Here is a 24,214-nt window from a genome sequence, read left to right as displayed (position 1 = left end):
TTTTGAATAAAACGTTAATTTATAGAATTCTGGTCAATGGCAATTATAAAAGTAAGCTACGATATTCTGGTTCATCGATACTAATTTATATCATGTTTTAAGAATGGTGGAATGTTATAAACATTGTTGCAAAGGATCTGATAATGAACAATATTCTTACAGTTGCAGTCATTGGCGTATTAGCCGCATCAATTTTATTAATAGGAGCAAGCACGTCAGTATTCGCCCAAGAAAACATGACAATGAATACTTCTTCTTCTACGCCGGTTGATAATACAACAGAATTATCAGATACAGGGATGGGAATGGACGCTAATACCATGATGGGCAATAGCACATCAGACAATAGCACAACTACACAATAAATAGCAAATCAAAATAACATCATCCTTATACAACCAAATTTCCTTTTTTTATGTATCTAAAAAGTTATCCTTAGATATTTGATTTTGAAAGTTGTTAGTCTGAATTTTATAATCTATTGTTAAGCTCCTCTCTAGCGATTCATTCTAGGGTCTGAGTCCGGAGAGATATAATGATGACAAATTGTAATATAGAATCTGAAATCGATACTCAATTGTTATTCATCCAGTTCCGTTTAGATCTCTGCCTTTTAAACTTAAATTGACATATACTAGGTAGCAATGAATTAACATCGGTGCTTTAGATGTTTGACCTTTTTTAGAAAAAATATGTGTGTCTCTTTAGACACAAAACTATCTATAATTACCCAAATATATTCTATATATAGTAAAATATCTTTATAAAGATTTGATGAATATTTGTACTAAGAAAAACAAATATAATTGAATATCGTCAACTCTTCGCTTTTTATTTAGATGATATTTTGCTTGTTTTTGCAATCTTGCTTGTCTATTTGCTGACGATAGGGGTAGAAAACCTTGGTAACTTATAATAACACTAAAACCTAAAAATGAAATCCATTTTGTGTCTAACTATTCACAATGTATGACAACAAACTCTTAGGGTATAGAAAAATTTGTGGTAACTCCCTATAGTAGAAAGACAAGTCCCTATTTTTATACGATGTTAATGTTTTTATACGATGTTAATCAGATAAATTTAATGAACATGACTAAGAAAATAACTGTTACCATCGTAATTGCGATAGCATCGTTGTTTGCCGCATCCGGCATAACAAGTTATTCTGTATTTGCTCAACCTAATGGCGAAAATGTTGAAACAGGAAAAAATAATTATGAAGAATTTTCTAATTGTCTGACTCAATCAGAAGGCGTAAAGGCATTTGCATCTGAAAGCGAAATAAGAGATTGTTTTAGACCGATTTATGATCCAGAGGCAGATACTGGCACAACATCCAGTGATAATGCTGGCGACAGTAGCGACAGTAGCGACAGTAGCGACAGTAGCGACAGTAGCGACAGTAGCGACAGTAGCGACAGTAGCGACAGTAGCGACAGTAGCGACAGTAGCGACAGTAGCGACAACATTGCCCCCAGCTCAAATAGCGATACAAATTAGTAGGACAACGTTGAATGCTGGGCTACGAATACACGCCCTATCCATAAGCCACAGACAAGATAAAGAAGACGTTACCTTGTCATTCACTTACTACCCGAATGAATGGCAAGGTATTTTTATTTAGAACATTATAGAAATCAGAAAAGAAACTAATTTGTATCATTCTCATCGATTATAATATAGCAGTATGTCGACGTTAAAGAAATAATAGCATCGCGAGAATATGATTAATTTCACGATGAATCACATTGTTTTCTTTTGCTTTATGGTTATAAATATAGAATTCTCTGTGGTTGAGAAGATAAAAATGAACAACTATTGTCGCTTGCTTGAAGAATAGTTGTATGTGGTCATTTGTTAATAATATTTAGGATATTACCATCGGGATCTTTAAACCATGCTACTTTCATGTTACCATCAACATGAATATCATCTTTTAATGTTGTATTAGGCATGTCATAATGTTCAAACTGTACACCTTTAGATTTAAGTTCCTTTACCAAGACATCGATATCCTCTCCCACTATCCAAGTCGCGCTAGTAGCTTTATTAGTTCCAGCGTATTGTGATTGATATACTATAATGGCAGAGTTACCACATCTATAAACCACCACTTCATCTCCAACAGAGTCTATTTTCTCCAGTCCCAAAGTATTCTCATAAAACTTTCTAGAAATTTCCAGATTCTCAACAGCTATATTTGCTAGTGCACTCTTGCTACTTAACATAATAAATCCCCCCGCTGTGAATTTGACAAGTCAACACTTCTATAAAAACATAAGTTCAAAAAAAAGTCAGGTAGTAGTAGTTGTAGTTTTTGATCATGGTTCAATTGCTTCATAGGTTAATATGCTCTATATGTATAAAAATGGGTATGGGAGTGAAAGTATAGTTAGTTAGTTATTTTGGTAAGAGTTACTTGAGAAATCCAAATGGATCCATATTTTCACTCATCCTCATCTTCCTCATCTGACTCTTCATCTGGGGAATCTTCTGATGTAGGTGAAGATGTATCTGGTCCATTCACTATTACTTCGCCAACCATAGTGGGGTGATATATACAATAATAGCCGAATTCTCCAGGACTATCAAATGTCAGACTATATGACTGATTTGGAATTATAGCATCAGAATCAAATAGAGTGCCCTCATCCAAGTCACCATCCTGTCCAGAGGTTACCGTATGAGATATGGTATCTCCATTAATCCACGTTACTGTTTGTCCAGATTCAATCTCGATAGGTTCTGGTGAATAGGAATTATCACCGTCTATTCCCAAAATGACTGCCGAAACGGACTTGGAAGCTGAAGTACCATTTTGTGGAGGGGAGCTTGGAGGTGAACTTGGCTGAGACTTTGGTTCAATGCTATCAGATATAGGCAATATTCTATAAATTGATCCAGTGTAGCTTAAAATATACAAGTAACCATCTGGACCTACCTGAATATCGGTTATTCCCCCGAAACCTTGTCCAAAGATCAGAGGCTGATTTTCTTTAGGTTCATCTACTTCATTATCTTCTAATAATCCTGTATTACCAACATAAGTATCATTTACAAAAATAGCGTCCCGCTCTTCGTTCAGTGTAAATCTATACAACAAGCCATTATTGATATCACCTACAAACATATTGTTTGCAAACTGATCTCCAAGTCTATGTGAATTTAAGAATTTAAGGGCTGTCACACCTATTGTCGTATCCCACACAAATTTTGGATCAGCATATTGACCTTTTCCAAAATAGACCAAATCTGCTTCTGTGGTACCATGTTCTAATAAATCCTTGTCCACATAGCCCTGGATTTGAAACCAACCACTATTAAAGCCAGGAAAAACAAGATTTATTTCATCGCCTGCTACTGGTCCATTTTCTGTATCCCATAAGTTCCCTGTCAATGGATCGAAATCCATGCCAAAACTGTTTCGAATACCCATTGCATAATATACATTAAGAGGCAACCCTTCACCAAATATTGGATCACCGGGATCTACTATACCACCGTCTTGAGTGATTCGAAGTACGCCTCCTAGACCATTCGGGGCAGGCCCAGCTATTATATTTTGGGCCTGGGTTCTGTGACCTCCGACTTCCCCTATAAAATAGTAGACATTATTATCAGGACCGATTCGGATTTTACCTCCATTATGTTCAGCCCTTGTATTTGGAGGAATTGCAGTCAAGTCCAGTAATAATACTGGATTTATCAATCTACCATCAACAAATTCATAACGATATAATCGATTTCCTAATGGATCTACAAGAGCATCAACATCACTGCCATCTACACCGTCGCCTGATTCAGTATAAGATAGAAATACATAAGTTTTGCCGTCAGGTTGCTTTGAAACGGCTATTCCTAGTAAGCCGCGTTCTATTGCATTTGCTACTGGTACATCAAGTACAGGTTGAGGCAATACAAAACCGTTTGTAACTCGCATCACTTTACCCGTAGTTTTCTCAGTGACTAGAATATCATTAGGACCCAGAAACGCCATACTGGTAGGAAAATCCAAACCATCAGCTATTTTTTCAACCGTAAGGGTATCATCGTTAACTGTCGGTCCAGTTGGGGATAAAGGGGCTTTAGCATAAGCCCCATAAGAAACCTGAACATATGAAGAAGTTATAGTAGAAAGTAAAATCAAAGATATAGCGAAAAAAGAAATCAATAGTTTTGATCTATGAAACATAGGTAAGTCTAATAATATAGAGAAATATCATAATTTAATTAAGGTTTCGTAATAATCCGTCAATGTTCATGCCTGCATAGTTATTTCAAGAATAAGTATGCAAAACATTAATATCATAACAATGTTGGATTCTCAAGAATATATTGAAATAGTAGTGAAATTCATAGGATTTATCCAATAGAATTAGGGTCCATCTAACACATAACAATGAGTAAAAGTATCTTAGCCCCCTCCCTACAATGATATTCCTTTTTTTCTCTAATAACCTTAAATCCTACCCCCAAAATTGGTACTAGTGAAAATTGTAACAAGGATCAGAGAAGGGTCAATAACTAGATTCAGTATTAATTCAAAATAATAAATCTCATTCTTATTCGAAACAGTCAATCCAGTATGTGGATCACCACCTATTGCATATATTTTATCGTCATATGAAGCGATACTCAATCCATGACGAGCAGTGGGCATTGGCAATTCTTCGCTCCAAGCATCAGTAGCTACGTCATAACGTTTGTTATTATCAAACGTTCCTTGATTTTGCTCACCTCCCAATACATAAATTGACCCATTTACCGATGTGGCCGCAACACCACTCCTTTTTGACGGCATGGGTTGCAGATCAGTAGTCCATTCGTCTAAAAAAGGATTATATTTCTCATTTACATCTACGTTTACCAAAGAACCAGTGAGTCTACCGCCCATCACATAAATATTTCCATCAACTACTGCAGATGCAGCATGATGCCCTGCTGTAGGCATCGAAGCTAGTGTCACCCATTCGTTGGTAATCGGATTAGATCCTTCAACAACTACATGAGAATGATCGTAACTATCTCCTCCAATTACATACAATATTCCATTAACGAAATTTGCATTTGGCGAACCTCGTGGTGTAGGCATAGGATTAACCAAAGTCCAATTATTGGTAGCTGGATCGTAAATGAACAGATTGTTACTAGGGAGCCAATTCCCTGTATATCCTCCAACCACATAGATCTTGTCCCCATAGATGCCTGATGAAGCATAGTGAATAGGTAAAGGTAACGACGTTATATTTTGAAACTAGGTATTGTCAGTTGAATTGTACATTTCGACAATATGTGTAATTTTACCGTCAAAAGTAAAACCACCTATCACATAAACTGCCTCATCCAAATTGGATGCTGTTACTTCGGTTCTTGCATTTGGTAAAGTTTTACTCCCCATCCAAATGGATTCACCGGAGAGGTCGGTGCTGCGAAAGACGAATTGATTATATAAACCAAAAAATTTGTGATAAAAAAGATCGACAAGATATAAACAGAACATATAATGGTGTAAGAAAAAGCTTCATATTCGTAGTTTAACCATAATAAATATAAGATTGACGGCAATCCTCAAATATGATAACATTTTGATTGATGACAATTAATAGTTTGTAGAAATATAGAAATCAACGAACCAATTCAACAGTACTTTGTCAACTATGACAACAATTAAGCAATTCGTCTCAATTTGTTCAATCATTTCCCTAATGACGGATACTATGAGATAATACATAGTGATACATTATTGGCACTGAATTGTGAATTTACTAACAAAGATCTCAGTGCTCCAGAGTACATCATTTAATCTTTGTTATAAAGCAGTCAAGTATTTAGTACCATTCTTTGCAATTACCCTAATCACAGGGATAAAATATTGGATAAAGTAACAGATAATTAAATAAAGGATATTAAAATTGACCAAGGTAAGTGAACTAAATATGGTGACAATGATTAAATTAGAATTTCGACCTATTTGGATTAGGATTGATCTTAAAGTCCAAAGAAAATCTAAATCATTTTGAAGGACTAGTCCCAATAGTAAAAGTTAAATATTTGACCCCCATGGAAACGTAGAATGAATTTTTAGAATATATCATATTATTAAACATTTATATACATACGCCTAGGGATAATGAGGTTAGATTTTCCACCTAAATATACTGAAACTATAGGTGCTGTAAAGATTCACTCACTTCAAAAAATATATGAAATAGATTCGGGACATGATTTTAGTACCACTTCGCAGGAGCTTAACAGTTCGACCATTGCATTTGACAGTAACACATTATCAAAGACATTTCAAGCCATGGCAGTAGTGATTCCAGTTAAGGATGAAAAATTGAGTCTATTGGAAGGTGTTTTAAGTGGTATTCCTAACGAATGTCTAATAATCATAGTATCAAACAGCCAAAGACATCCCGTTGACAAATATGCTATGGAAGTAGAAATGGTTAAGCAGTATTCTCTGTTTTCAAACAAAAGGATTGTTACAATACATCAAACGGATCCCAACCTTAGTAGAATTTTCCACAAGATTAATTATCCTTCAATTTTGGATCTCAACAATCAAGTTCGTCAAGGCAAAGCAGAAGGAATGATAATAGGGATCTTGTTATCCAAATTGCTTAAGAAAGAGTATGTAGGGTTTGTAGACAGTGACAATTATTTTCCTGGAGCAGTGAATGAGTACATCAAGATTTTTGCAGCGGGTTTTGCTATGTCGAATTCTCCTTTGTGTAATGTAAGAATATGCTGGCACTCTAAACCAAAAATAGCAAACAACAAAGTATATTTTCCGAAATGGGGAAGAATATCTGAACACAGTAACAAATACCTAAATGACTTGATCTCCTATATTACCGGATATGAGAGAGATATCATTACTACAGGAAATGCTGGAGAACACTCACTTTCTATGTCGCTTGCAGAAAACTTAGAATTCTCTAGTGGATATTCAGTAGAACCATATGAACTAATTAATATTTTAGAAAAATATGGAGGCATTATTTCCAATAAATCATTTGATATCGGACAGCATGGTGTAGAAATATTTCAGGTTGAAACAAGAAACCCCCACTTCCATGAAAATAAAGGAAATGAACATATTCAAGGAATGCTTCAAGAGTCCCTTAATGTAATTAATAATAGTAAAATTTGCAATACTGATATTACCACAGATATAAAAAATCATTTACTCATGTTGCATCAAAAAGATAGTCTTAGTAATGTCAAATCGAATAATCAAATTATCTTGATGGATCCGATTAAGACTATTGAGATAGATAAATTTCATGATCTTGTTGTAGATAGTCCGAGGTTATTACAACAATTTAACATTGATGAAAAATAACATGGTCTAATCATATTATGTAATTCAGTCCTAACTTTAATAGGAAATAACAATATATCATAGAAATCATCAATTAAAACAACAATTTAGCAAAATTAGTCAAGACTTTATCGATCATGAAAGGCCAATCGATCACAAAAAGAATATCATCAAAAAAAGATGACCCAAACTACATGTTGTCATTTAAATTATCTGCTGTCTTGTAAATAAGATAATTAGATTCATATAATTTGTCGATGAAAATATAAAGATCATTTAATAGTAATTAGGAATCCATTAGTGAAAACATATAAAATAAAAGTGAAAGATTACAATCAAAATTTAATTGGAAACCAAATTTTGAATCTAACAAACCCATCCTTATATTAGAAAACAATCGCATATATTATATAGTATTTTAATAAACTAAAGGTGTGAGATGAGGGATTACCAATGACGATGCTAAATGTAAATGATACCATACCAAAAACCACAGAATTTAAAAAATTTGTATCTATCATCATACCTACTTATAACGAATCTAGGAATATTAAGGAATTACTTAATCAAATTCAATCAAATATACCTTCAGGAACTATTGTAGAAATCATAATAGTAGACGATAACTCTCCTGACGGGACTGGTCTAATAGTCGAAAAATATATTGAATCTAACATGAGCACTTTACGTAGAGACAAATCAGTACAAGACATCTCAATTAAGGTAGTTCATAGAAAAGAAAAGACGGGCTTGATCTCGGCCCTTGTGAACGGAATCAGTACAAGTGAGGGACAAAATGTCCTAATTATGGACGCAGATTTTTCACATCCTCCAGAGGTAATAAATAGAATGATATCAGAGTTAAAGAAGGAACCTAATTGCATCATCATTGGTTCTAGATATATTACAGGCGGAGCTATCAAGGGGATGCCCTTTAAGAGATTCTTGCTTAGTGCTGGAGCAAATTTTATTGCTAGACATGGATTGTGTTTAAAAAACATTTATGATCCGATGTCAGGCTTTTTTGCCTTTCCAAAGCATACACTTCACGACATAGAATTTAATACTGACGGGTTTAAGATACTGTTAGAAATTTTAATAAAGAAGAAAAACACCATCAAGGTAAAAGAGATACCCTATACCTTTAAGGATCGAAAATACGGACAGAGTAAACTTAGCTTTCCAATAATTTTAGATTATGTTAAGGCAGTTTGGAAACTCTATCGATATGGAAGGAAATCTAAGAAACAAAACACTCAATTAGAAAAGAGAAAATCGGTTCGATTTATTTCAAAGGCGGCCAGGTTCTATACGGTAGGAGCTAGCGGCTTTGTTTTGAATTATTTGGTATCAATTCTTTTATCAAATGGAATCTTGGGAAGCTTTGGATATTTACAAGCCACTGCAGTCGGGATAGCAGTTTCAGTAACCACGAATTTCTTATTAAACAAATTCTGGACTTTTGAAGACAAAAATGTCAATTTGACCCGATTTATTAGACAATACGGAATGTTCGTTGGATGTAGTTCATTAGGCATCCTAATACAGTTTTTGTCAATTTATATGCTTAGAGAATCAGGTGTTCCATATGATGTTTCACTCTTAATAGGAGTCACAATAGCATCAGTTAGCAATTTCTTATTTAATAAAAAATGGACTTTCAAGGAAAATATATGGGAATAACAACATTGTGTAACTGAATCCATTTAGTTTCATAAAGGTAATCAAACTGAGTTGATATCTATATAATTTTATTTCAACAGGTGTTCAACTACAAAGTTATCTTTTAGTGAAAGGTTTGACACGAAATCTATATCAGAGAAGGTATGAATCATATACTAACAAAGATTCTAAAATAAAATAACGAAGAATCAAAAAATCTCCCCACGATAGGACAACCCAAAGATGTCTAGTACAAAGTTTCTCCCATATAACCATTAATAACTATATTAATTAATAAGCAAATATGAGAGGTATAGATAATTAATGAATTCTATGTCTTCGTCATTATCAGGTAGTAGTGAAACTGCGACCACAACTCCGATTACGACAAAAATTATCACTATTGCAGACTTAAATAACTTAAAAAAAGACCGAACAATTCTTATTGCTGGATTTCCAGGGCCTGGACTAGTCGGTTCAATTAGTACAAGCTATATAATTGACAAATTAGAAATGTATCAGATTGCATTTGTAGAATCCCATTATATATCTCCCGGAGTAATATTTATTGATGGTAAGTTAAGGCATCCATTTAGGCTATATGCAAACAAAGAAGGAAATGTTTGCGTTTTGGTATGCGAAGCGCCTATAATGATGGATGGTATACATTTTGTTCTAGATGCAGTAATGGATTGGGCGATGAAAAATTCAATAGAAGAAGTAATGGTTTTAGATGGAATTCCTGTTCAAGGCATACCGGATTCTGATAGAAAAACAGTGATTTTAGCAAGCGAGAATATGGAACAGAATACAAATAAAGAAATTGAAGATACAGATAATGAAGTAAAAAAAGACAAGGGAAGTGAAACCGAATATGCCTTGGATGATGGATTTAACCCGCAAAGTAATTTCAATCGAAAAGCGATTGAAGATTCAACTAAAAAGTACACTACATTCATAGGAGGTATTGCAGGCGGATTGTTGTCTGCTTGTTTATCTAATCAAATTCCATGCGCTGCAATTCTCATTCCATCTTCGAGCGGAATTCCTGATCCTGAAGGCGCCTCCCTATTGATTGAATCCTTTAATAATTTCATAAAAGACAATAAACTAAAGATTGAGACAAGTCAATTGAGAGAACAAGGACAAAAATTGAAAAAACAGCTAGAACAAATTATCAAAGCTGAACAGGAACAGCGTGCCGCTGGAGTAGGAGGAGGAGGAGGAGGAGGACCAGAAGATGGGAACGTTCCAAGTCATCGATTGATGTATGGGTAAAGATTAAATCTTTTTCATAGAAATGCAACATATATTTGAACACCTTGACTAAGCATATCAGAATTATCTTATCTACCCACAATTATCAAATTATTCCAGAATGATATGATCCACCAGAGACAAAGAAATAATCTCGAGATGTCGGATGATTATATATTTGAAATCACAATGGCAAATAACAAGATTTCCTTAATTGTTTGATTGTTTGATTGTTTGATTGTCTAATACATATAAATAGTAAATATTAGTAATACAACTAGATTCATACTAAGTAGTATTTTCCATTCAAATAGCAGAAATTTAACAATAATTGGAATAAAACTAGACCAATTGATCTTCAAAAAATACATAATTGAATAATGAAAGATTTTTAGATTGAGAAATATTACCAATAGTCCATCAGATTGACGATAGAAATATCTAATGTAATAACGGTCATTGCAATTACTGCGTTTGCGGGATGTACATCCTTTGTAGGTGCTCTGATATCTCACAAGGTACAACTTTCAGAATAAAAAATACTAACATTAACTGCATTTAGTGCTGGATTACTCATGGCTGCAGCGATTTTTCAAATAGTTTTAGAAGCAAAAAAAGATATGGGATTGGTTTTAACCATGATTGCATTTGCTTTGGAAACAGTAATATCACTGTTGCAGATTATATTGCTGAAAAAAGGGTGGGGGTGCAGGCATATTACTAGGAATAGGATTAGATTCGATTCCAGAGTCTCTAGCAATTGGAGCGTCGACAGCCGCATCAGCAGCAGGACCAATAACTGCTTTAGCTGTTATCATAGGGATACAAAATATTCCTGAAGGAATTGCATCATATAAAGAAATGATGACAGGAAAGACCGCTATTAATAATAACCCAAAGAAAGGGTTAGGTGCGATTGGCATAGTATCCATCATACCCATAATCTTAGGACTTGTAGGCCCATTCTTTCTTCAGGGAATGCAATTTATTATATCCATAATTCTTGCTCTATCGGCAAGTGGTATATTTTACATGCTATATCGCGACATAATCCCAAAAGCTCATAAAGAACGGAATTGGATATCAACATTTGGTTCCATATTGGCGTTCATACTAGGTTTCATATCATAAGGATTTCGGATGGATAATAATCATGTTCAACCAAGTGTTTCACCTTTATAGTATGATTACCCATTAGGACCAAGGTTTTGTCAATATACCATATCAATAGCTAGATTATTTTTTTTACAATTAAATGAAGTGTTCCTGCACGTCGATACAATTCACCAATAATATGGAAAGTATTACCTTTTTTTAATATCGCCCTAGGACCAAAGTAATCCTTGGGTTCCAAAGAAGCATACCACTTTTCATTTACGATTACAATAGCTTTACCCATTACAATCTTTTCAACGGATACAGAATATTTACTTCCAGATAGAAATTTGATAGATTCGATTAATGCAATTGAATTCTTATTTACCCATATAATTCTCTTCATTTTGGCTAGGTTTTCAATCGCCTTTCTAATAATCTCATGATCAATGCCTATTACCTCATTTAGATATGAAACTTCTAGTCCACTTTTCCCAGCTTTTCCTAGTAAGTCATGTATTTGTCTTTGAACTCGCTCGACTAATTTCTTTCTATCCAAATTCAATGAGACTTCATAAAGATCTTCTAAGTTTTTTTTTGTAAATGGTGCAGATAATTCTGAATCATTGGAGCTACTATGACGGTAGGATAGTTTCTTGACAAGACTTTTAATCTTCTTATTGGAATTTGAAGTAATAGAATCCAAAATAGGATTAATATTTTCGTTGTAATTATCTTTATCTACAAAATCAGAATATTTTTTAGATCTATCGTAGAGAAAAAAGAGTTCAGATTCAAGCATTTTGTCTGGATTTTTGAAAGTTCTCTTGTCATGTTTCTCAAAAGTAAAATTTGAATTCTGAAGACTTGATTTCATCCGATTAACTTTTCTTTTCGAGATCTCCAAATATTTTGTATCGATAGAATTTTCAGAAATTAGAATGACCACCTTTCCATTGGAAAATCTGCCCGTCCTTCCTTTCCTTTGTATAAACCTAATTTCGCTTGGAACAGGTTCATAAAATAATAAGAAGATCAACATTGGGGATGTTAAGACCCTCCTCTGCAACTGACGTAGCAACAAGTACCGGGAATTTTCCCAGTCTAAAATCACCAAGAATAGATAATTGTTTATCCTGACTGAGGCCTTTCTGTCCATTTTTATTTGATTGCCCATAAAATCCTTGACAAGGTATACCATTGTAATTTAGAAAGTTTGTAATTTCTTCAAGCGTATCACGGTATTGAGAAAAAATCAAAATCTTTTTTTGATAATTAGTAGGTATCAGTTTGTCTTCGCAGCCTTTGTAATCCGAATTACCCTGTTTGGTAATATTATCATCATTATCCCTAGATGAATTACTGGATATTTTCATGTCTTCTCTTAAATTAAGAAACTGACTAACTATCGATAACACCTTGATTAATTTAGGTGGAGGTTCATCAATATGATCCTTTAATATTTCGAATATTGTTTTTATTCGTGAATCCAAAAATAGTTCCTGATAAGTTTTACTTTCGGAGTTATCTTTAGCATTGTCTAAGAATTTTTTGAGAGCAAAACTGCCTTGAGATTCAACTAAATCACGACAGTATAACAAGATCAAAGATAAAGATTGAAACTTCAGAGCAGTAAGTAAGAAAAAATTCATATTTTTTGGATCTAGTTTGGATTTTATATAGTCTCCAAGTGACAAGAGATCCTTTTTATATACACTTTCAACCTTCCTCTTTCTTATGAATCGGTTATTGATTAGCCAGATGATTTTGTCATTAATCAAAGAATTCAAGATGGCTGAGAGATCCTTATGATAATCATTCATTTCGATGGAGCAATGCTCTATGTTAGTATCAAAAACATATGGTAACACATCATCATCTCGTTCGGATTTGGCAATGATTTGCTCTATAAATAGATTTGAACAAATCTCTTTGATTTTTTCTTCTTTTGCTCCGGGGCTAGCAGATAACCCTAGGACCAGTGGATGTTTACCATGATCAGAATTATCGTAAAATCGTTTAGAAATGGATGTATAACTATAGTCCTTAACAGCTCGTTGGGCTTCATCAAATATAATTAAGTAAAATTCATCTTTTTTAATTATATCATCTCGGATATCATTCTTTACCAACTCGGGTGTAGCAAAGTACACCCTAAACGAAGAGGATTTCCACATTGTTTTTCTAATTTCTGGTCCTATCTTTCCTGTTAAGGCAATGCATTGGTCTGAAAGAAAGGTATTCTTTTTGAACAATTCAAAATGTTGAAACACCAAAGGGCGAGTAGGAGCAAGAATTAGAATCTTTGATTTTTTCCAGTTAAGTAAAATGTCAAGACTAACTAATAAAGCAACAATTGTTTTTCCTAAAGATGTAGGGATCACAACTAATGAATTCTTATATAGCGCCCTATTTACAATGTCCTCCTGGTATTGTCTATATTTAATAATTTCATCCCTTAATAGAGGATGAGCAAAATAGTTCTTGACCAAAGTTGGATTATGAAATATCAGAGAAGGCTAGTAATGGTGGTATAGGACTGAACTTATCAATATTCAGATCTCAAATACCTCATTTGATTCACTCTTTACCATGGTTTTCCTTTCAGGGTTAACACTGTCAATAGATTGTGCTAATTGTAAAACCTTAGAATTACTAATTAATTCCAAGATGGAATTTAATTCTTCTAGTGATTTGATTACAATCCCTCTTTTTTTACTGGGAGTGCCATTTGAATTGAGTGGATTAATTTCTATTGCTATCGATGCTGGTCTGCCACGATATTCAGGAAGTTTAAATAAAAAAACGCCGGCTATGTTGGTAGGTTTTCTTTCCCAATCTTTACCTTCTTTTAAAAATTGTGATAATCTTTCGTCACCTGACATTTATGTAATCAATAATTATTTCATTCACTATCCTTTTAATTTTATCTATTTACTCATTAATTGGAATAATATACCAAAAGCTTTTAATATATAAGACGGATGGATGGAGCAGAATGAATTGTCATGGTAATTCAAATATTAGAAAAAGACATTGAAATAGGATGAGACCAATGATATAAACGCAGAAAATCTAGCGTTATTGGGAACTGAAAATAGATTTAAATAAAAAAACCTCTTGATATATCACATATAAAAAAAATGCTGTGACTGAGCTAATATATGATAAGGGCACTATTCTATTAAATGGCGATTTTCATACCCCATATTCAGTATTTGACCCCAGAATCAATAGATATCGGGCCCTAGGTATCTACTATCCGGAAATAATTCACTATTTCAGAAGAAATAAGATTGATTTTATGGATAAAGTACGAGATTACATCATTCCGCTCAATAGGAACCAATTCAAAATAACTAATGAATTAAGGGACTATCAAAAAGAAGCTTGGAAAAGATGGATAACACATAATATGAAAGGGTGTATAATCCTACCAACGGGTGCAGGCAAAACAATAATTGCATTACATGCAATATTGAAAACAAATACCTCAACTCTTGTAATAGTTCCTACACTAAATTTAATGGAACAATGGTTTGAAGCCATGGAAAATATTATAAAAGTGAAGAACCAGATAGGCAAGCTTGGAGGTGGCAATGAAGACATAAAAAGTATCACAATTACAACATATGACTCAGCATACCTAAAATCATCATATCTAGGAAACAAATTTGAATTCTTAATATTCGATGAAGTACATCACCTGGCTTCTGATAAATATTCGTTAATTGGAGAACAATTTATTTCTCCTTACCGATTAGGTTTAACAGCGACAATAGAGCGAGAAGATGGCAAACATGTGAATATTTACAAATTAGTAGGAAAGATAGTGTTCAGTAAAGATTTTTATGAACTATCTCAAGACAACCATCTAGCCAAATTTAGATTGAAAAAAATCAAGGTAGAGATGTTACCAGACGAAATTTTACGATATAAACGAAGAATTTTTCAATATAACCAATTGTTAAAAGAGGCAAAAATCTTCTATCCCATTAGACTAGAAAGATTAATTATCCTATCTGCTAACAATAGCAATCTTAGAAAGGCTTTACTTTTGAGAAATGAAGCTGTAGATACAGCCCTAAATAGCTATGCAAAAATTGTAGAATTAGAAAAGATATTAAAACGTCATACTACAGAGAAAACAATAATTTTTACGGTTCATACTAAATTGGCCTATATTATTTCAGACAGATTTTTGATTCCGGTCATAACACATAGAACAAAGAATGAAGAAAGGAATGAAATCTTAGAAAAATTCAAGAAAGGATTATACCGAATTATAGTCACCACCAAGGTGTTGGACGAGGGAACAGATGTACCTGATGCCAACTTGGGGATAATATTAAGCGGCACAGGAAGCAAAAGGGAATTTGTTCAAAGACTGGGAAGATTACTCAGACCTAAAAAGGATGTTGAAAACGTAGCTAATCTTATTGAAATAATTTCATCCGATACGAGTGAAATCTTTACTAGCAACAGAAGAAATAAAGGGATAAGCAATAAAAAGCAATTAATAGATAAATCAGATCAATGAGTACTAAATGACAATATCATCTATTATTCCGAGTCTGATGATCAGAAAATGGTTAGTGAATAAGAAATGATATCTTCAGATTTACTCAGATGTAAATTGGATAATAAAAGTTATAAAATATATCCCATTTTATGTTCTCTGGAACAGAACTCTAAAGACGTCGAGATAGCTAAACAACTCATACAAGTTTTTGAATATTCCTATCAACATAGCGTTATAAAAGAAAAGTTGAGTCAGTCCCTTAAGGGTCTGGAGCAAACTTATAACGACTATAAGCTCATTAGGGGATTAGCCTCGGTTTTAGAAAAAAGATGTACATTTAAATCCATATCGCAAGTTCACTCAAAAGACCCTCATCATAATGAGTCAAAACAACCAATCGAAATTTTAGAAAATTTCACTGCCATGGATATTAGAAGAAGCGTTTTTGATGAATCAGCCAGACAGAATATCGCCGTAAGTGAGCAAACAAGGAAAGCAATTCTTGAGAAAATATCTAATAAACTAGGAATATCCAATGAGGTGTTATCAAAAGGAATGTGGTCTGATCTTGATGAAAACATGATAATGGGTACATTTGTACCAGTCAGTGTCGATAAGTTACTGCTTTCTTATAATGTATCGTTGATTCAAACTTTACTTTTTGGTTGTCTAAAAATTAGAATAGGTTTAGGGTCGAACCTAAATCTAGGGACTCGATGGAAAGAAGTACTCAGAGAAGTAAAAAGACTTGGTCTAATGTACTGGCTAGATGTGGTAGATGAAACAAACCAGGATTCTAAAGAAAATACGATAATTTGTTCCATTGAAGGTGCTTTAAATGTAATAAAATTGACTGATAGATACGGTAGCGCAATATCAAAAATAATACCTACAATTATGAAATCAGAAAGATGGCACCTACAGGCAGATATTCTCAGGGTAACAAATAGTGGAAAGAAACTAGTTTACGAATTTGAAATTTCTGAAAAATCCTATCCAAAATCATTTCCTTCAGATAAAATGATTAAAATGCACTTAGAAAATCCCTTTTATCAGGACAATGAATCAAAGAAAGATCCTTTTCAAATGTACAAGAAATCTCAGGATGAATATAATTCCAAAGATAGAAAGGATTTAAACATGCAAGAAATCAATATCAGGAATTTCATAGATAATTCTAATGTGCCAATGCTTTTTGATAGCAAAATAGAAAAGATATTCTTACAAAAATTTGAACTATTTAAAACAGGATGGACTATAGAGCGAGAACCTGAGCCTATGATAACAAAACAAAAAACTGCTTTTATACCAGATTTTGTCTTGTCAAAATTTGACAATAGTGTATTTGTTGAGATCATTGGTTTCTGGACAAAAGAATACCTAGAAAGGAAAATAACTAAAATATTTGAAATAGTACAAAACAAGACTCATGATGATAAATTTTTCATGATCCTTGTGATCAATCTTGAAAATTTGATGTCATATGAATTAAATGAAGAATATAAGATAACTCATATTAAAAATAATAGGAATGTGTTAATAACCTCGTACAAGAACGATAAGATTTCATTCAAAGAGATATTAAAATATATTAAAGATATTGAAAACATTTACATAAGTCGTAATGTTCTCAATACACAGAATCAGAACAAGATCATTCAAAATATGATTGGACTGATAGAAGAATTTAGAATTTCTGATATAAATTATTTGTATTTAGGTGACCTAGATGAAAAGTTAAAGAAATGTTGCACTACTAGTGATGCATTCTTAAAAGTGAGCCTTAAGGAGTTGATAGATAAGAATAATGATTTCAAGTTTATATTTGAAAGTGAGTTATCCAAAAAACGACTACTAATGATTGATGATTATATTCTCAAAACGCAGTTTATTGAAGTGATTTGGAAAGATATAAAAAATGTCATTAATTTGGGCGAAGCATGTAAGATTTTAGATTCCAAAAAAATACCCGAAAAAATACATATTAATCTACTCACGTCGCTTGGATTCCATATAGAGTGGAATGGTCTTGACTATTCGAAGGCCAAAATGACATTGAAAAGCAGTGATTTACCCAAATAGCGAATTATTTTTGAATTAAAAAAATATATTTTTAAAGAATTACAAAATAGCCTCAGAGGAGATCATATATCTTAATTGGATTGAGGCATTTTATTCAAAAAAACTAATAGATGTGATAATGGGTGTTCATAAAAGTAAACAGATTTAAAATAAGAAGATCATATATTGTATTTGAAGAGTGCGGAGAAAAGGGATTTGCAGCTATCTAATAATTCAAAAATAATGGGTAAAAAGAATAACATTGAAAAAGTCGAAGTAGTGCCAAAAAAGGACAAATGGTTAAGAAATATTAAGGAAAGCTGGAGAAATGTTCAGTGTGCTTGTGGAAGCAACTTCCATTTTGATGGCAATATAGACAAACTCTTTGAATGGGAAAGTATCCACCTTCGACATCTTGCATCTGATTCTGACAACCATTCAATAATTTCATTTTATCCGACGGACATGATAATATATTATCATTCTAAATCAGGGTATGTAATAGAAAGAAGAAAACATAAAAGTCATGAAATAAATGAGATTAACCAATCGTTGATGATGGGCAAAGTAACTATGACCGGAGTATAAGAATAATACTAGATAGAGGAAAGAGTGTCTGACCATAAATAATAACCATGTTATAATTATAGGTGCAGGTATTCTAGGAACAACTTTAGCATATGCTATTTCTACTCTATCAAGCTCAAAGGTAACAATAATTGAGCAGGAAAAAATGGCAGGTTTGCATACAAGTTCGAGGAATACCGGCAAGGTCCATGCACCTTTTATCTACAATCCTGAAAAGAAGAAAATTTGGGCTAAAGCTGCCTTGTATGGTTATGATTTTTGGAAAAGATATTGTCAAGCAAACAAGATTTTGTTTGTAGAGGATGGAGTAATTGAAGTAGCAAATGATGATAAAGCATTGAGTACACTTTCACTACATTTGGAATGGGGAATAAAAAATGGTTTGGATGAAAAGGAAATAATGATGATGGATGAAAAGGAGATATCAATTTTGGAACCCAATCTGAAATGTCAGTCAGCGATCTTATGTCATAAAGATGCCTCGGTAAATTACGGCCAAATTACCCAAAGATTAGCAATCCAGATATGCAGTGAAAATCATCAAGTATCCTTCATAACGCGATCTAAAGTTCTAAACATTAAAAATAAAAGTAATTCAAGTCCTGAAATTATCCTAGAATATATCAACCTTTTCGAAAACAAGATAAAAGAAATCAAATGTGATTTCTTGATCAACGCCGCTGGAAGCAATGCGATTAATATTTTAGATATGGCTAAAATAATCCATCAATATAGTGATCTTTTTTTCAGAGGTGAATATTGGATAGCACCACCAAAATATAACAAACTCACAAACCATAGTATTTATTCAGTGCCTGAATTCCAACAATATCCATTTCTGGATCCTCACTGGATAATTAGAGCTAATGGAAATAGAGAAGTAGGACCCAATGCATGTCCGGTTTTTTCACCATATGGCTACAGCAAGATCGTTAACATAAAGGAATTTCTTCCCAAAATATACAAACTTATGAATAGAAAAAATAGTAAAATAAAAAGAACGTTATTTAATAGAGAAATGCTCAATTTAATCTACAAGGAAGGATTAAGTAGCATTTCTAAAAAATATATGATAAATAGAGTTAAGAAATTTCTTCCCATTATAGAAGATAGAGACTTTAAAATTCGTGGGACCTCTGGAATTCGGTCAAACTTGATAGACAAAGAAGGTGATTTTGTAATGAATCCAATTTTCATGTTAAGAAATAACATGTTGCATATATTAAATTACAATTCTCCAGGAGCCACAGGTGCATTCCCCATTAGTTATTCAATAATTTTTAAACTTATTCAACTAGGGATTTTAAGAAATGATTGGGTGGATAACCACAAGGATGCTCAAGTAGCATGTTTTGACCAGAAATTAATTGAAGCTTGTAAGTATGAAATTGATCTTGATTTTACTTGATCATAAAATTAATAAACAAAGGATTAAAAGCTGATAACATTACTTACATACTTTTGCCACAGGCATAATTAGTATAATATGAAAATAGGAGGGATCATAGTCTAGCTTGGTATGATGCCAGCCTCGGGCGCTGGAGGTCGTCGGTTCAAATCCGGCTGATCCCATTTTAGAATAATAGAACCACAAATATATCTAACATGTATTATGCAAAAGTAACTCAGACAATCTGACTTATACACTATCAACAAAAGCTTAAAGATTGTACCAATTCGAATGTAAACTGAAATAAGAATATTACCAATACTACTAAATGATAGCACGGTCTTTAGATTATTTAGTATTAGTCAAAAAACGTATAAAATAATTTAAAATTAGTAAAATATTACTAATAAATTGTTAATTTTGATTATATATTTAGAAAAATTTTTACGAAGATAGACTCGTTAGCAAATTTTAAATAGTGTAAGTAAGATACTAGAATAAATTATTAATTTGGACGATGAAGAAGATAGTAAAGAAAATAAATCTACTGATGAACTCGCGGACCTTAAGGAAAATCTAATAAAAAGCGGCACTAATACACAGCAATCGCCCAATTTAGTCCAAGAAGGAATCATTGCAGGCAAAAAAATTGCAAAAACCTCAGTTATAACTTTAGTGGCTATAGGTATTGTAGAAATAATCACAGGAATTCTCAGTGGCAGTGTAGTCGCTACCGCTGATGGTTTAGATTCAATATCAGATGCAGCCATTTCTTTTATAGTATTATTAGGATTAAGAATTGCACATAGACCGGCTGACAAAAAGTTTCATTTTGGATATCATAAAGTTGAAAGTTTTACAGCATTAGTTGCTGCAATAGGAATGATAGTGATTGGTATAGTTATACTTTATAATGGCTATCAGGCATTAATTCATCCACACGAAATAACTCATCCATATATTGTTATGGCAGTCCTAGCCGGAGCAAGTGCATTATCTCTTCATAGAGCATTTCAGATGCGTATTATAGCTAACAAATATAATTTGCTTTCACTAAAGACAGATGCGAGAAATTCTATAAAAGATGGATCAGCTTCAGTTATCGGTTTCTTTAGTATACTTGTTGCCACACAATTTGGGTTTGTACAAATGGATGGAATAGGAGCAATGATAATAGCGTGTTATATCTTCTCAGTTTCATATATATCTCTTAAAAAATCATCTTTGATACTCATAGACTCATGGCAAAACCCCAAATTAACAGTAGTAATAAAAAACATAATTTCAGAACAATTTAGCGATGAAAAAATAGTTGTAAGAGACGTATTGCTGCGCTCTTCGGGCATGATAGATCAAGCAGAGATACACATAGCAGTTGATGGGAAGGAATCATTAGAAGAAGTCGAAATGCTATCTTTAAAAATACAGTTGGTGATTAGTTCTCAATTTCCATCCATTGAAAGAGTTTTAGTAATACCACATCCTTATTCCGCTTCAGAGACGCGAGTAACTTCAAGAATGGATCGGTTCAGAAATATGAAATTAAAAAGGCCGTCATATATGAATAGAAATATCAAACAGGATGAAAACACCAAATAAAATATATCCTGTTGATAATTACAACAATTATTTTTTGATTAAATAAGATTCAGGAGTCTGATTCATACTAGAATTCCATGATGAATGAAATATTCGGTTCTTGATGTATGGAAGAACATAACAGAAAATACATATAAAACATCTTTAGATTCAATAATTACATAAATTAGTTTATATACTTTTATTAGTAATAAAGATCGGATGAATAGTTTCATTACTGTAAATAAATTTTTAGCGACTTCAGCCGTATTAGCAATATCATTCGTATTACTTTTAGGTCAAACTTCAATGACCATGAATGTATCTGCTACAACCAATACTGCTAATCAAGGTATAGGCCAATCACAATCCTCAACTCAACTTGGTGTTTGTGTATCAGGTGACGGCACCCTTTTTTCATGTAACAACTTGAGTGACCAAAATCAAGCAAATAGCGGAAATAACGCAGCAGCACAAAGTGGTGGCAACGATGACGATGATGACGATGATGACGATGGCAACACAGCTAACCAAGGTATAGGTCAAGCACAATCCTCTAACCAAAATGCTCTATGTGTATCAGGTTCTGGAACTTTTGTTTCTTGTAACAATTTAAATGCACAAAATCAAGCAAATAGCGGAAACAATGCATTAGCACAACAAGGTGGCAGTGGTAGTGGTGGCAATTTAGCTAACCAAGCAATCGGTCAATCACAATCTTCTAACCAAGGTAGTGGTGTAGTATCTGGTGGCAACACTGCTGGTTCAGGAAACAACGCAAACACACAAAGTCAAACAAACACTGGAAACAACGCAGCTGCACAACAAGGTGGCAGTGGTAGTGGTGGCAATTCAGCTACTCAAGGCATAGGCCAATCACAATCTTCTAACCAAGGTAGTGGTGTAGTATCTGGTGGCAACACTGCTGGTTCAGGAAACAACGCAAACACACAAAGTCAAAATAACACCGGTAGTAACGCAGCTGCACAACAAGGTGGCAGTGGTAGTGGTGGCAATTCAGCTACTCAAGGCATAGGCCAATCACAATCTTCTAACCAAGGTAGTGGTGTAGTATCTGGTGGCAACACTGCTGGTTCAGGAAACAACGCAAACACACAAAGTCAAACAAACACTGGAAACAACGCAGCTGCACAACAAGGTGGCAGTGGTAGTGGTGGCAATTCAGCTACTCAAGGCATAGGCCAATCACAATCTTCTAACCAAGGTAGTGGTGTAGTATCTGGTGGCAACACTGCTGGTTCAGGAAACAACGCAAACACACAAAGTCAAAATAACACCGGTAGTAACGCTGTCGGACAACAATAAACATAAATTTTTTTCTATTTTTTTATCAATTATTTCTTAAATCTATTTACTAAGATATGGCTACATGAGCATTCAAAATTAGTCAGCTGTATAAATTTAATAAATATTTAAATGGATAGTTAATACTAATGTCACAATTAGTAGACGAAAAAATAAGAAAATAATATAACGAAATCAGATTTTAATCCTCAATCTAGTACATATTTAGTCAAAACTTTAAGTACAAGTATTAGATAGAGTGAGAGCCTTACAATCATCGAATAAAAGGAAAGTAAGTCGGGTGTAAACCCTTCAATGAATAGGATTATGTATTCTTACGTGATGCTTTTCCACCGGCCCTTGCTACTCGTGTTCTAGTTTCTTCGCTAGCTGCTTGCAGTCCTCTTTCATCATGTTGAGCTTTTCCACCGGCCCTTGCTACTCGTGTTCTAGTTTCTTCGCTAGCTGAAGCTAAACCTCTATTATTACCGTTTTTGTTGTTATTTTGAGGCATAATATCAAGACATGTGAAACATACTATTTAATCTCTATTACCTTTGTCAAGTCCAATCGGGGGTCTGAGCCGCCAATTCTAGAATTTTTGGTTGTTCTAATCCTGAAAGATTAAATTAAACAAGGGTTTGAATTTTCAAAAACAAACAATATTCAAAAAATTGGTTGAAATCAATCATTCAATCATTCAGTTGAATAGAAATAGAGGTAACTACAGAAAGAATAACAATTTTAGACTATTTTAATTTGTGACATCATATATACATTAGTTCCTCTAGGTTAGAGAAATCTCCAAAACTATATCTGAAATATATAAAAACAAGTTTCAGACAGTAACACCACACCACATGTCTTGTATACAAGGATTCAAAATATAGTATATGATCAATTTGATATAAAGTTGGTAACTTATTACTACTTAAAGTCTAAAATTAAGACGGAGATGTAAAGGATCGGCTGGTATTATAGGAATCATTCAGATCCAATGGACTGATTACATACCTCAAAGATAAGGGACACAAGTTTATTTCCGCATACATTCAATTCACAAAAATTGGAATTCAACGAGTGATTGTTTAAATTCATTGATATTCATATTCGCATATGACACAAAAATGTGAACATATTGATAAATCTAACAAAAAAGAATGGGTCCCAAACACCATAGGATGCGAAGAATGCCAAAATGAAGGAAAGAATTGGGTTGCATTACGAATGTGTCTTACTTGCGGTCATGTAGGTTGTTGTGATTCTTCAGTCGGGCTTCATGCTAGGAAACACTTTGAGAATCACAAACATCCAGTCATAGTAGAACTACCAAAAAAATCGTGGAAATGGTGCTATGAGCATGAATCATATGGTTAAAAGTTGTGTGAAAAATGATCTATATTCTTGCTTAAACTAACAGTGGTCG

21 protein-coding genes and 1 tRNA gene are annotated in these 24,214 nt (G+C 33.4%); 13 read left to right on the top strand and 9 right to left on the bottom strand.

Annotated elements, in window-relative coordinates; all coding sequences use genetic code 11:
• Positions 1-143 precede the first annotated feature (143 nt).
• Complete coding sequence (locus AAGU22_RS00320; protein ID WP_458720257.1) at positions 144-365, top strand: hypothetical protein; 222 nt, start codon at positions 144-146, stop codon at positions 363-365.
• 727 nt (positions 366-1,092) lie between these two features.
• A complete protein-coding gene (locus tag AAGU22_RS00315) occupies positions 1,093-1,503 on the top strand; it encodes a hypothetical protein (RefSeq protein WP_458720256.1) in 411 nt (136 codons plus the stop codon).
• A gap of 350 nt (positions 1,504-1,853) precedes the next feature.
• Here AAGU22_RS00315 and AAGU22_RS00310 read toward each other — a convergent pair whose 3' ends face one another.
• From AAGU22_RS00310 to AAGU22_RS00295, 4 genes are all read right to left on the bottom strand, one after another.
• Positions 1,854-2,231, bottom strand: a complete 378-nt coding sequence (locus tag AAGU22_RS00310) for a VOC family protein (protein ID WP_458720255.1) — start codon at positions 2,229-2,231, stop codon at positions 1,854-1,856.
• Positions 2,232-2,449: 218 nt separating this feature from the next.
• The gene (locus tag AAGU22_RS00305) at positions 2,450-4,195 is read right to left on the bottom strand and encodes a PQQ-dependent sugar dehydrogenase (RefSeq protein ID WP_458720254.1); all 1,746 of its coding nucleotides are present in this window, start codon (positions 4,193-4,195) and stop codon (positions 2,450-2,452) included.
• Between the two features lie 267 nt (positions 4,196-4,462).
• On the bottom strand, positions 4,463-5,227 hold the full coding sequence (locus tag AAGU22_RS00300) for a Kelch repeat-containing protein (protein ID WP_458721713.1): 765 nt from the start codon (positions 5,225-5,227) through the stop codon (positions 4,463-4,465).
• A 30-nt stretch (positions 5,228-5,257) separates the two neighbouring features.
• Entirely contained in the window at positions 5,258-5,401 is a 144-nt protein-coding gene (locus tag AAGU22_RS00295) for a kelch repeat-containing protein (RefSeq protein ID WP_458720253.1), read from the bottom strand.
• Positions 5,402-6,133: 732 nt separating this feature from the next.
• Here AAGU22_RS00295 and mpgS point away from each other — a divergent pair.
• The 3 genes from mpgS to AAGU22_RS00280 all read left to right on the top strand — a co-directional run bounded on the left by mpgS (position 6,134) and on the right by AAGU22_RS00280 (position 10,270).
• A complete protein-coding gene (gene mpgS, locus AAGU22_RS00290) occupies positions 6,134-7,351 on the top strand; it encodes a mannosyl-3-phosphoglycerate synthase (RefSeq protein WP_458720252.1) in 1,218 nt (405 codons plus the stop codon).
• 432 nt (positions 7,352-7,783) lie between these two features.
• A complete protein-coding gene (locus AAGU22_RS00285; protein ID WP_458720251.1) occupies positions 7,784-9,013 on the top strand; it encodes a glycosyltransferase in 1,230 nt (409 codons plus the stop codon).
• A 303-nt stretch (positions 9,014-9,316) separates the two neighbouring features.
• Positions 9,317-10,270 carry a proteasome assembly chaperone family protein gene (locus AAGU22_RS00280; protein ID WP_458720250.1) on the top strand — a complete coding sequence of 318 codons (954 nt, stop codon included), beginning with the start codon at positions 9,317-9,319 and terminating at the stop codon, positions 10,268-10,270.
• Positions 10,271-10,917: 647 nt separating this feature from the next.
• Here the strand turns inward: AAGU22_RS00280 and AAGU22_RS00275 are convergent.
• The 4 genes from AAGU22_RS00275 to AAGU22_RS00260 all read right to left on the bottom strand — a co-directional run bounded on the left by AAGU22_RS00275 (position 10,918) and on the right by AAGU22_RS00260 (position 14,229).
• Positions 10,918-11,172 carry a hypothetical protein gene (locus AAGU22_RS00275; protein WP_458720249.1) on the bottom strand — a complete coding sequence of 85 codons (255 nt, stop codon included), beginning with the start codon at positions 11,170-11,172 and terminating at the stop codon, positions 10,918-10,920.
• 308 nt (positions 11,173-11,480) lie between these two features.
• Positions 11,481-12,386, bottom strand: a complete 906-nt coding sequence (locus tag AAGU22_RS00270) for a DEAD/DEAH box helicase (RefSeq protein WP_458720248.1) — start codon at positions 12,384-12,386, stop codon at positions 11,481-11,483.
• Positions 12,361-13,836, bottom strand: a complete 1,476-nt coding sequence (locus tag AAGU22_RS00265; RefSeq protein WP_458720247.1) for a DEAD/DEAH box helicase — start codon at positions 13,834-13,836, stop codon at positions 12,361-12,363. Before AAGU22_RS00265 ends, AAGU22_RS00270 begins: the two co-directional genes overlap by 26 nt.
• Before the next feature lie 63 nt (positions 13,837-13,899).
• Positions 13,900-14,229 carry a hypothetical protein gene (locus AAGU22_RS00260; RefSeq protein ID WP_458720246.1) on the bottom strand — a complete coding sequence of 110 codons (330 nt, stop codon included), beginning with the start codon at positions 14,227-14,229 and terminating at the stop codon, positions 13,900-13,902.
• Positions 14,230-14,492: 263 nt separating this feature from the next.
• Here AAGU22_RS00260 and AAGU22_RS00255 point away from each other — a divergent pair, with 263 nt between their 5' ends.
• The 7 genes from AAGU22_RS00255 (at position 14,493) to AAGU22_RS00225 (ending at position 22,809) form a co-directional block, all read left to right on the top strand.
• Complete coding sequence (locus tag AAGU22_RS00255; RefSeq protein WP_458720245.1) at positions 14,493-15,884, top strand: DEAD/DEAH box helicase; 1,392 nt, start codon at positions 14,493-14,495, stop codon at positions 15,882-15,884.
• A gap of 66 nt (positions 15,885-15,950) precedes the next feature.
• A complete protein-coding gene (locus AAGU22_RS00250; protein WP_458720244.1) occupies positions 15,951-17,948 on the top strand; it encodes a DUF790 family protein in 1,998 nt (665 codons plus the stop codon).
• 171 nt (positions 17,949-18,119) lie between these two features.
• Positions 18,120-18,515 carry a hypothetical protein gene (locus tag AAGU22_RS00245; protein WP_458720243.1) on the top strand — a complete coding sequence of 132 codons (396 nt, stop codon included), beginning with the start codon at positions 18,120-18,122 and terminating at the stop codon, positions 18,513-18,515.
• 28 nt (positions 18,516-18,543) lie between these two features.
• Positions 18,544-19,923 (top strand): NAD(P)/FAD-dependent oxidoreductase, encoded by a 1,380-nt coding sequence (locus AAGU22_RS00240; protein ID WP_458721712.1) that lies wholly within the window; start codon positions 18,544-18,546, stop codon positions 19,921-19,923.
• Between the two features lie 90 nt (positions 19,924-20,013).
• Positions 20,014-20,087, top strand: a tRNA-Pro gene (locus AAGU22_RS00235).
• A 328-nt stretch (positions 20,088-20,415) separates the two neighbouring features.
• Positions 20,416-21,504 (top strand): cation diffusion facilitator family transporter, encoded by a 1,089-nt coding sequence (locus AAGU22_RS00230; RefSeq protein ID WP_458720242.1) that lies wholly within the window; start codon positions 20,416-20,418, stop codon positions 21,502-21,504.
• Between the two features lie 201 nt (positions 21,505-21,705).
• The gene (locus tag AAGU22_RS00225; RefSeq protein WP_458720241.1) at positions 21,706-22,809 is read left to right on the top strand and encodes a hypothetical protein; all 1,104 of its coding nucleotides are present in this window, start codon (positions 21,706-21,708) and stop codon (positions 22,807-22,809) included.
• A 304-nt stretch (positions 22,810-23,113) separates the two neighbouring features.
• Here the strand turns inward: AAGU22_RS00225 and AAGU22_RS00220 are convergent, their stop codons facing one another.
• Positions 23,114-23,302, bottom strand: coding sequence for a general stress protein (locus AAGU22_RS00220; RefSeq protein WP_144729619.1), 189 nt, complete (start codon positions 23,300-23,302; stop codon positions 23,114-23,116).
• Positions 23,303-23,904: 602 nt separating this feature from the next.
• Between AAGU22_RS00220 and AAGU22_RS00215 the strand changes: the two genes are divergently transcribed.
• Positions 23,905-24,165 (top strand): UBP-type zinc finger domain-containing protein, encoded by a 261-nt coding sequence (locus tag AAGU22_RS00215; RefSeq protein WP_458720240.1) that lies wholly within the window; start codon positions 23,905-23,907, stop codon positions 24,163-24,165.
• Positions 24,166-24,214 lie beyond the last annotated feature (49 nt).

This window comes from Candidatus Nitrosocosmicus sp. R (assembly GCF_054408505.1).
Note: the sequence above shows the minus strand (reverse complement) of the source record. Positions and strands in the feature narration are given on the sequence as shown.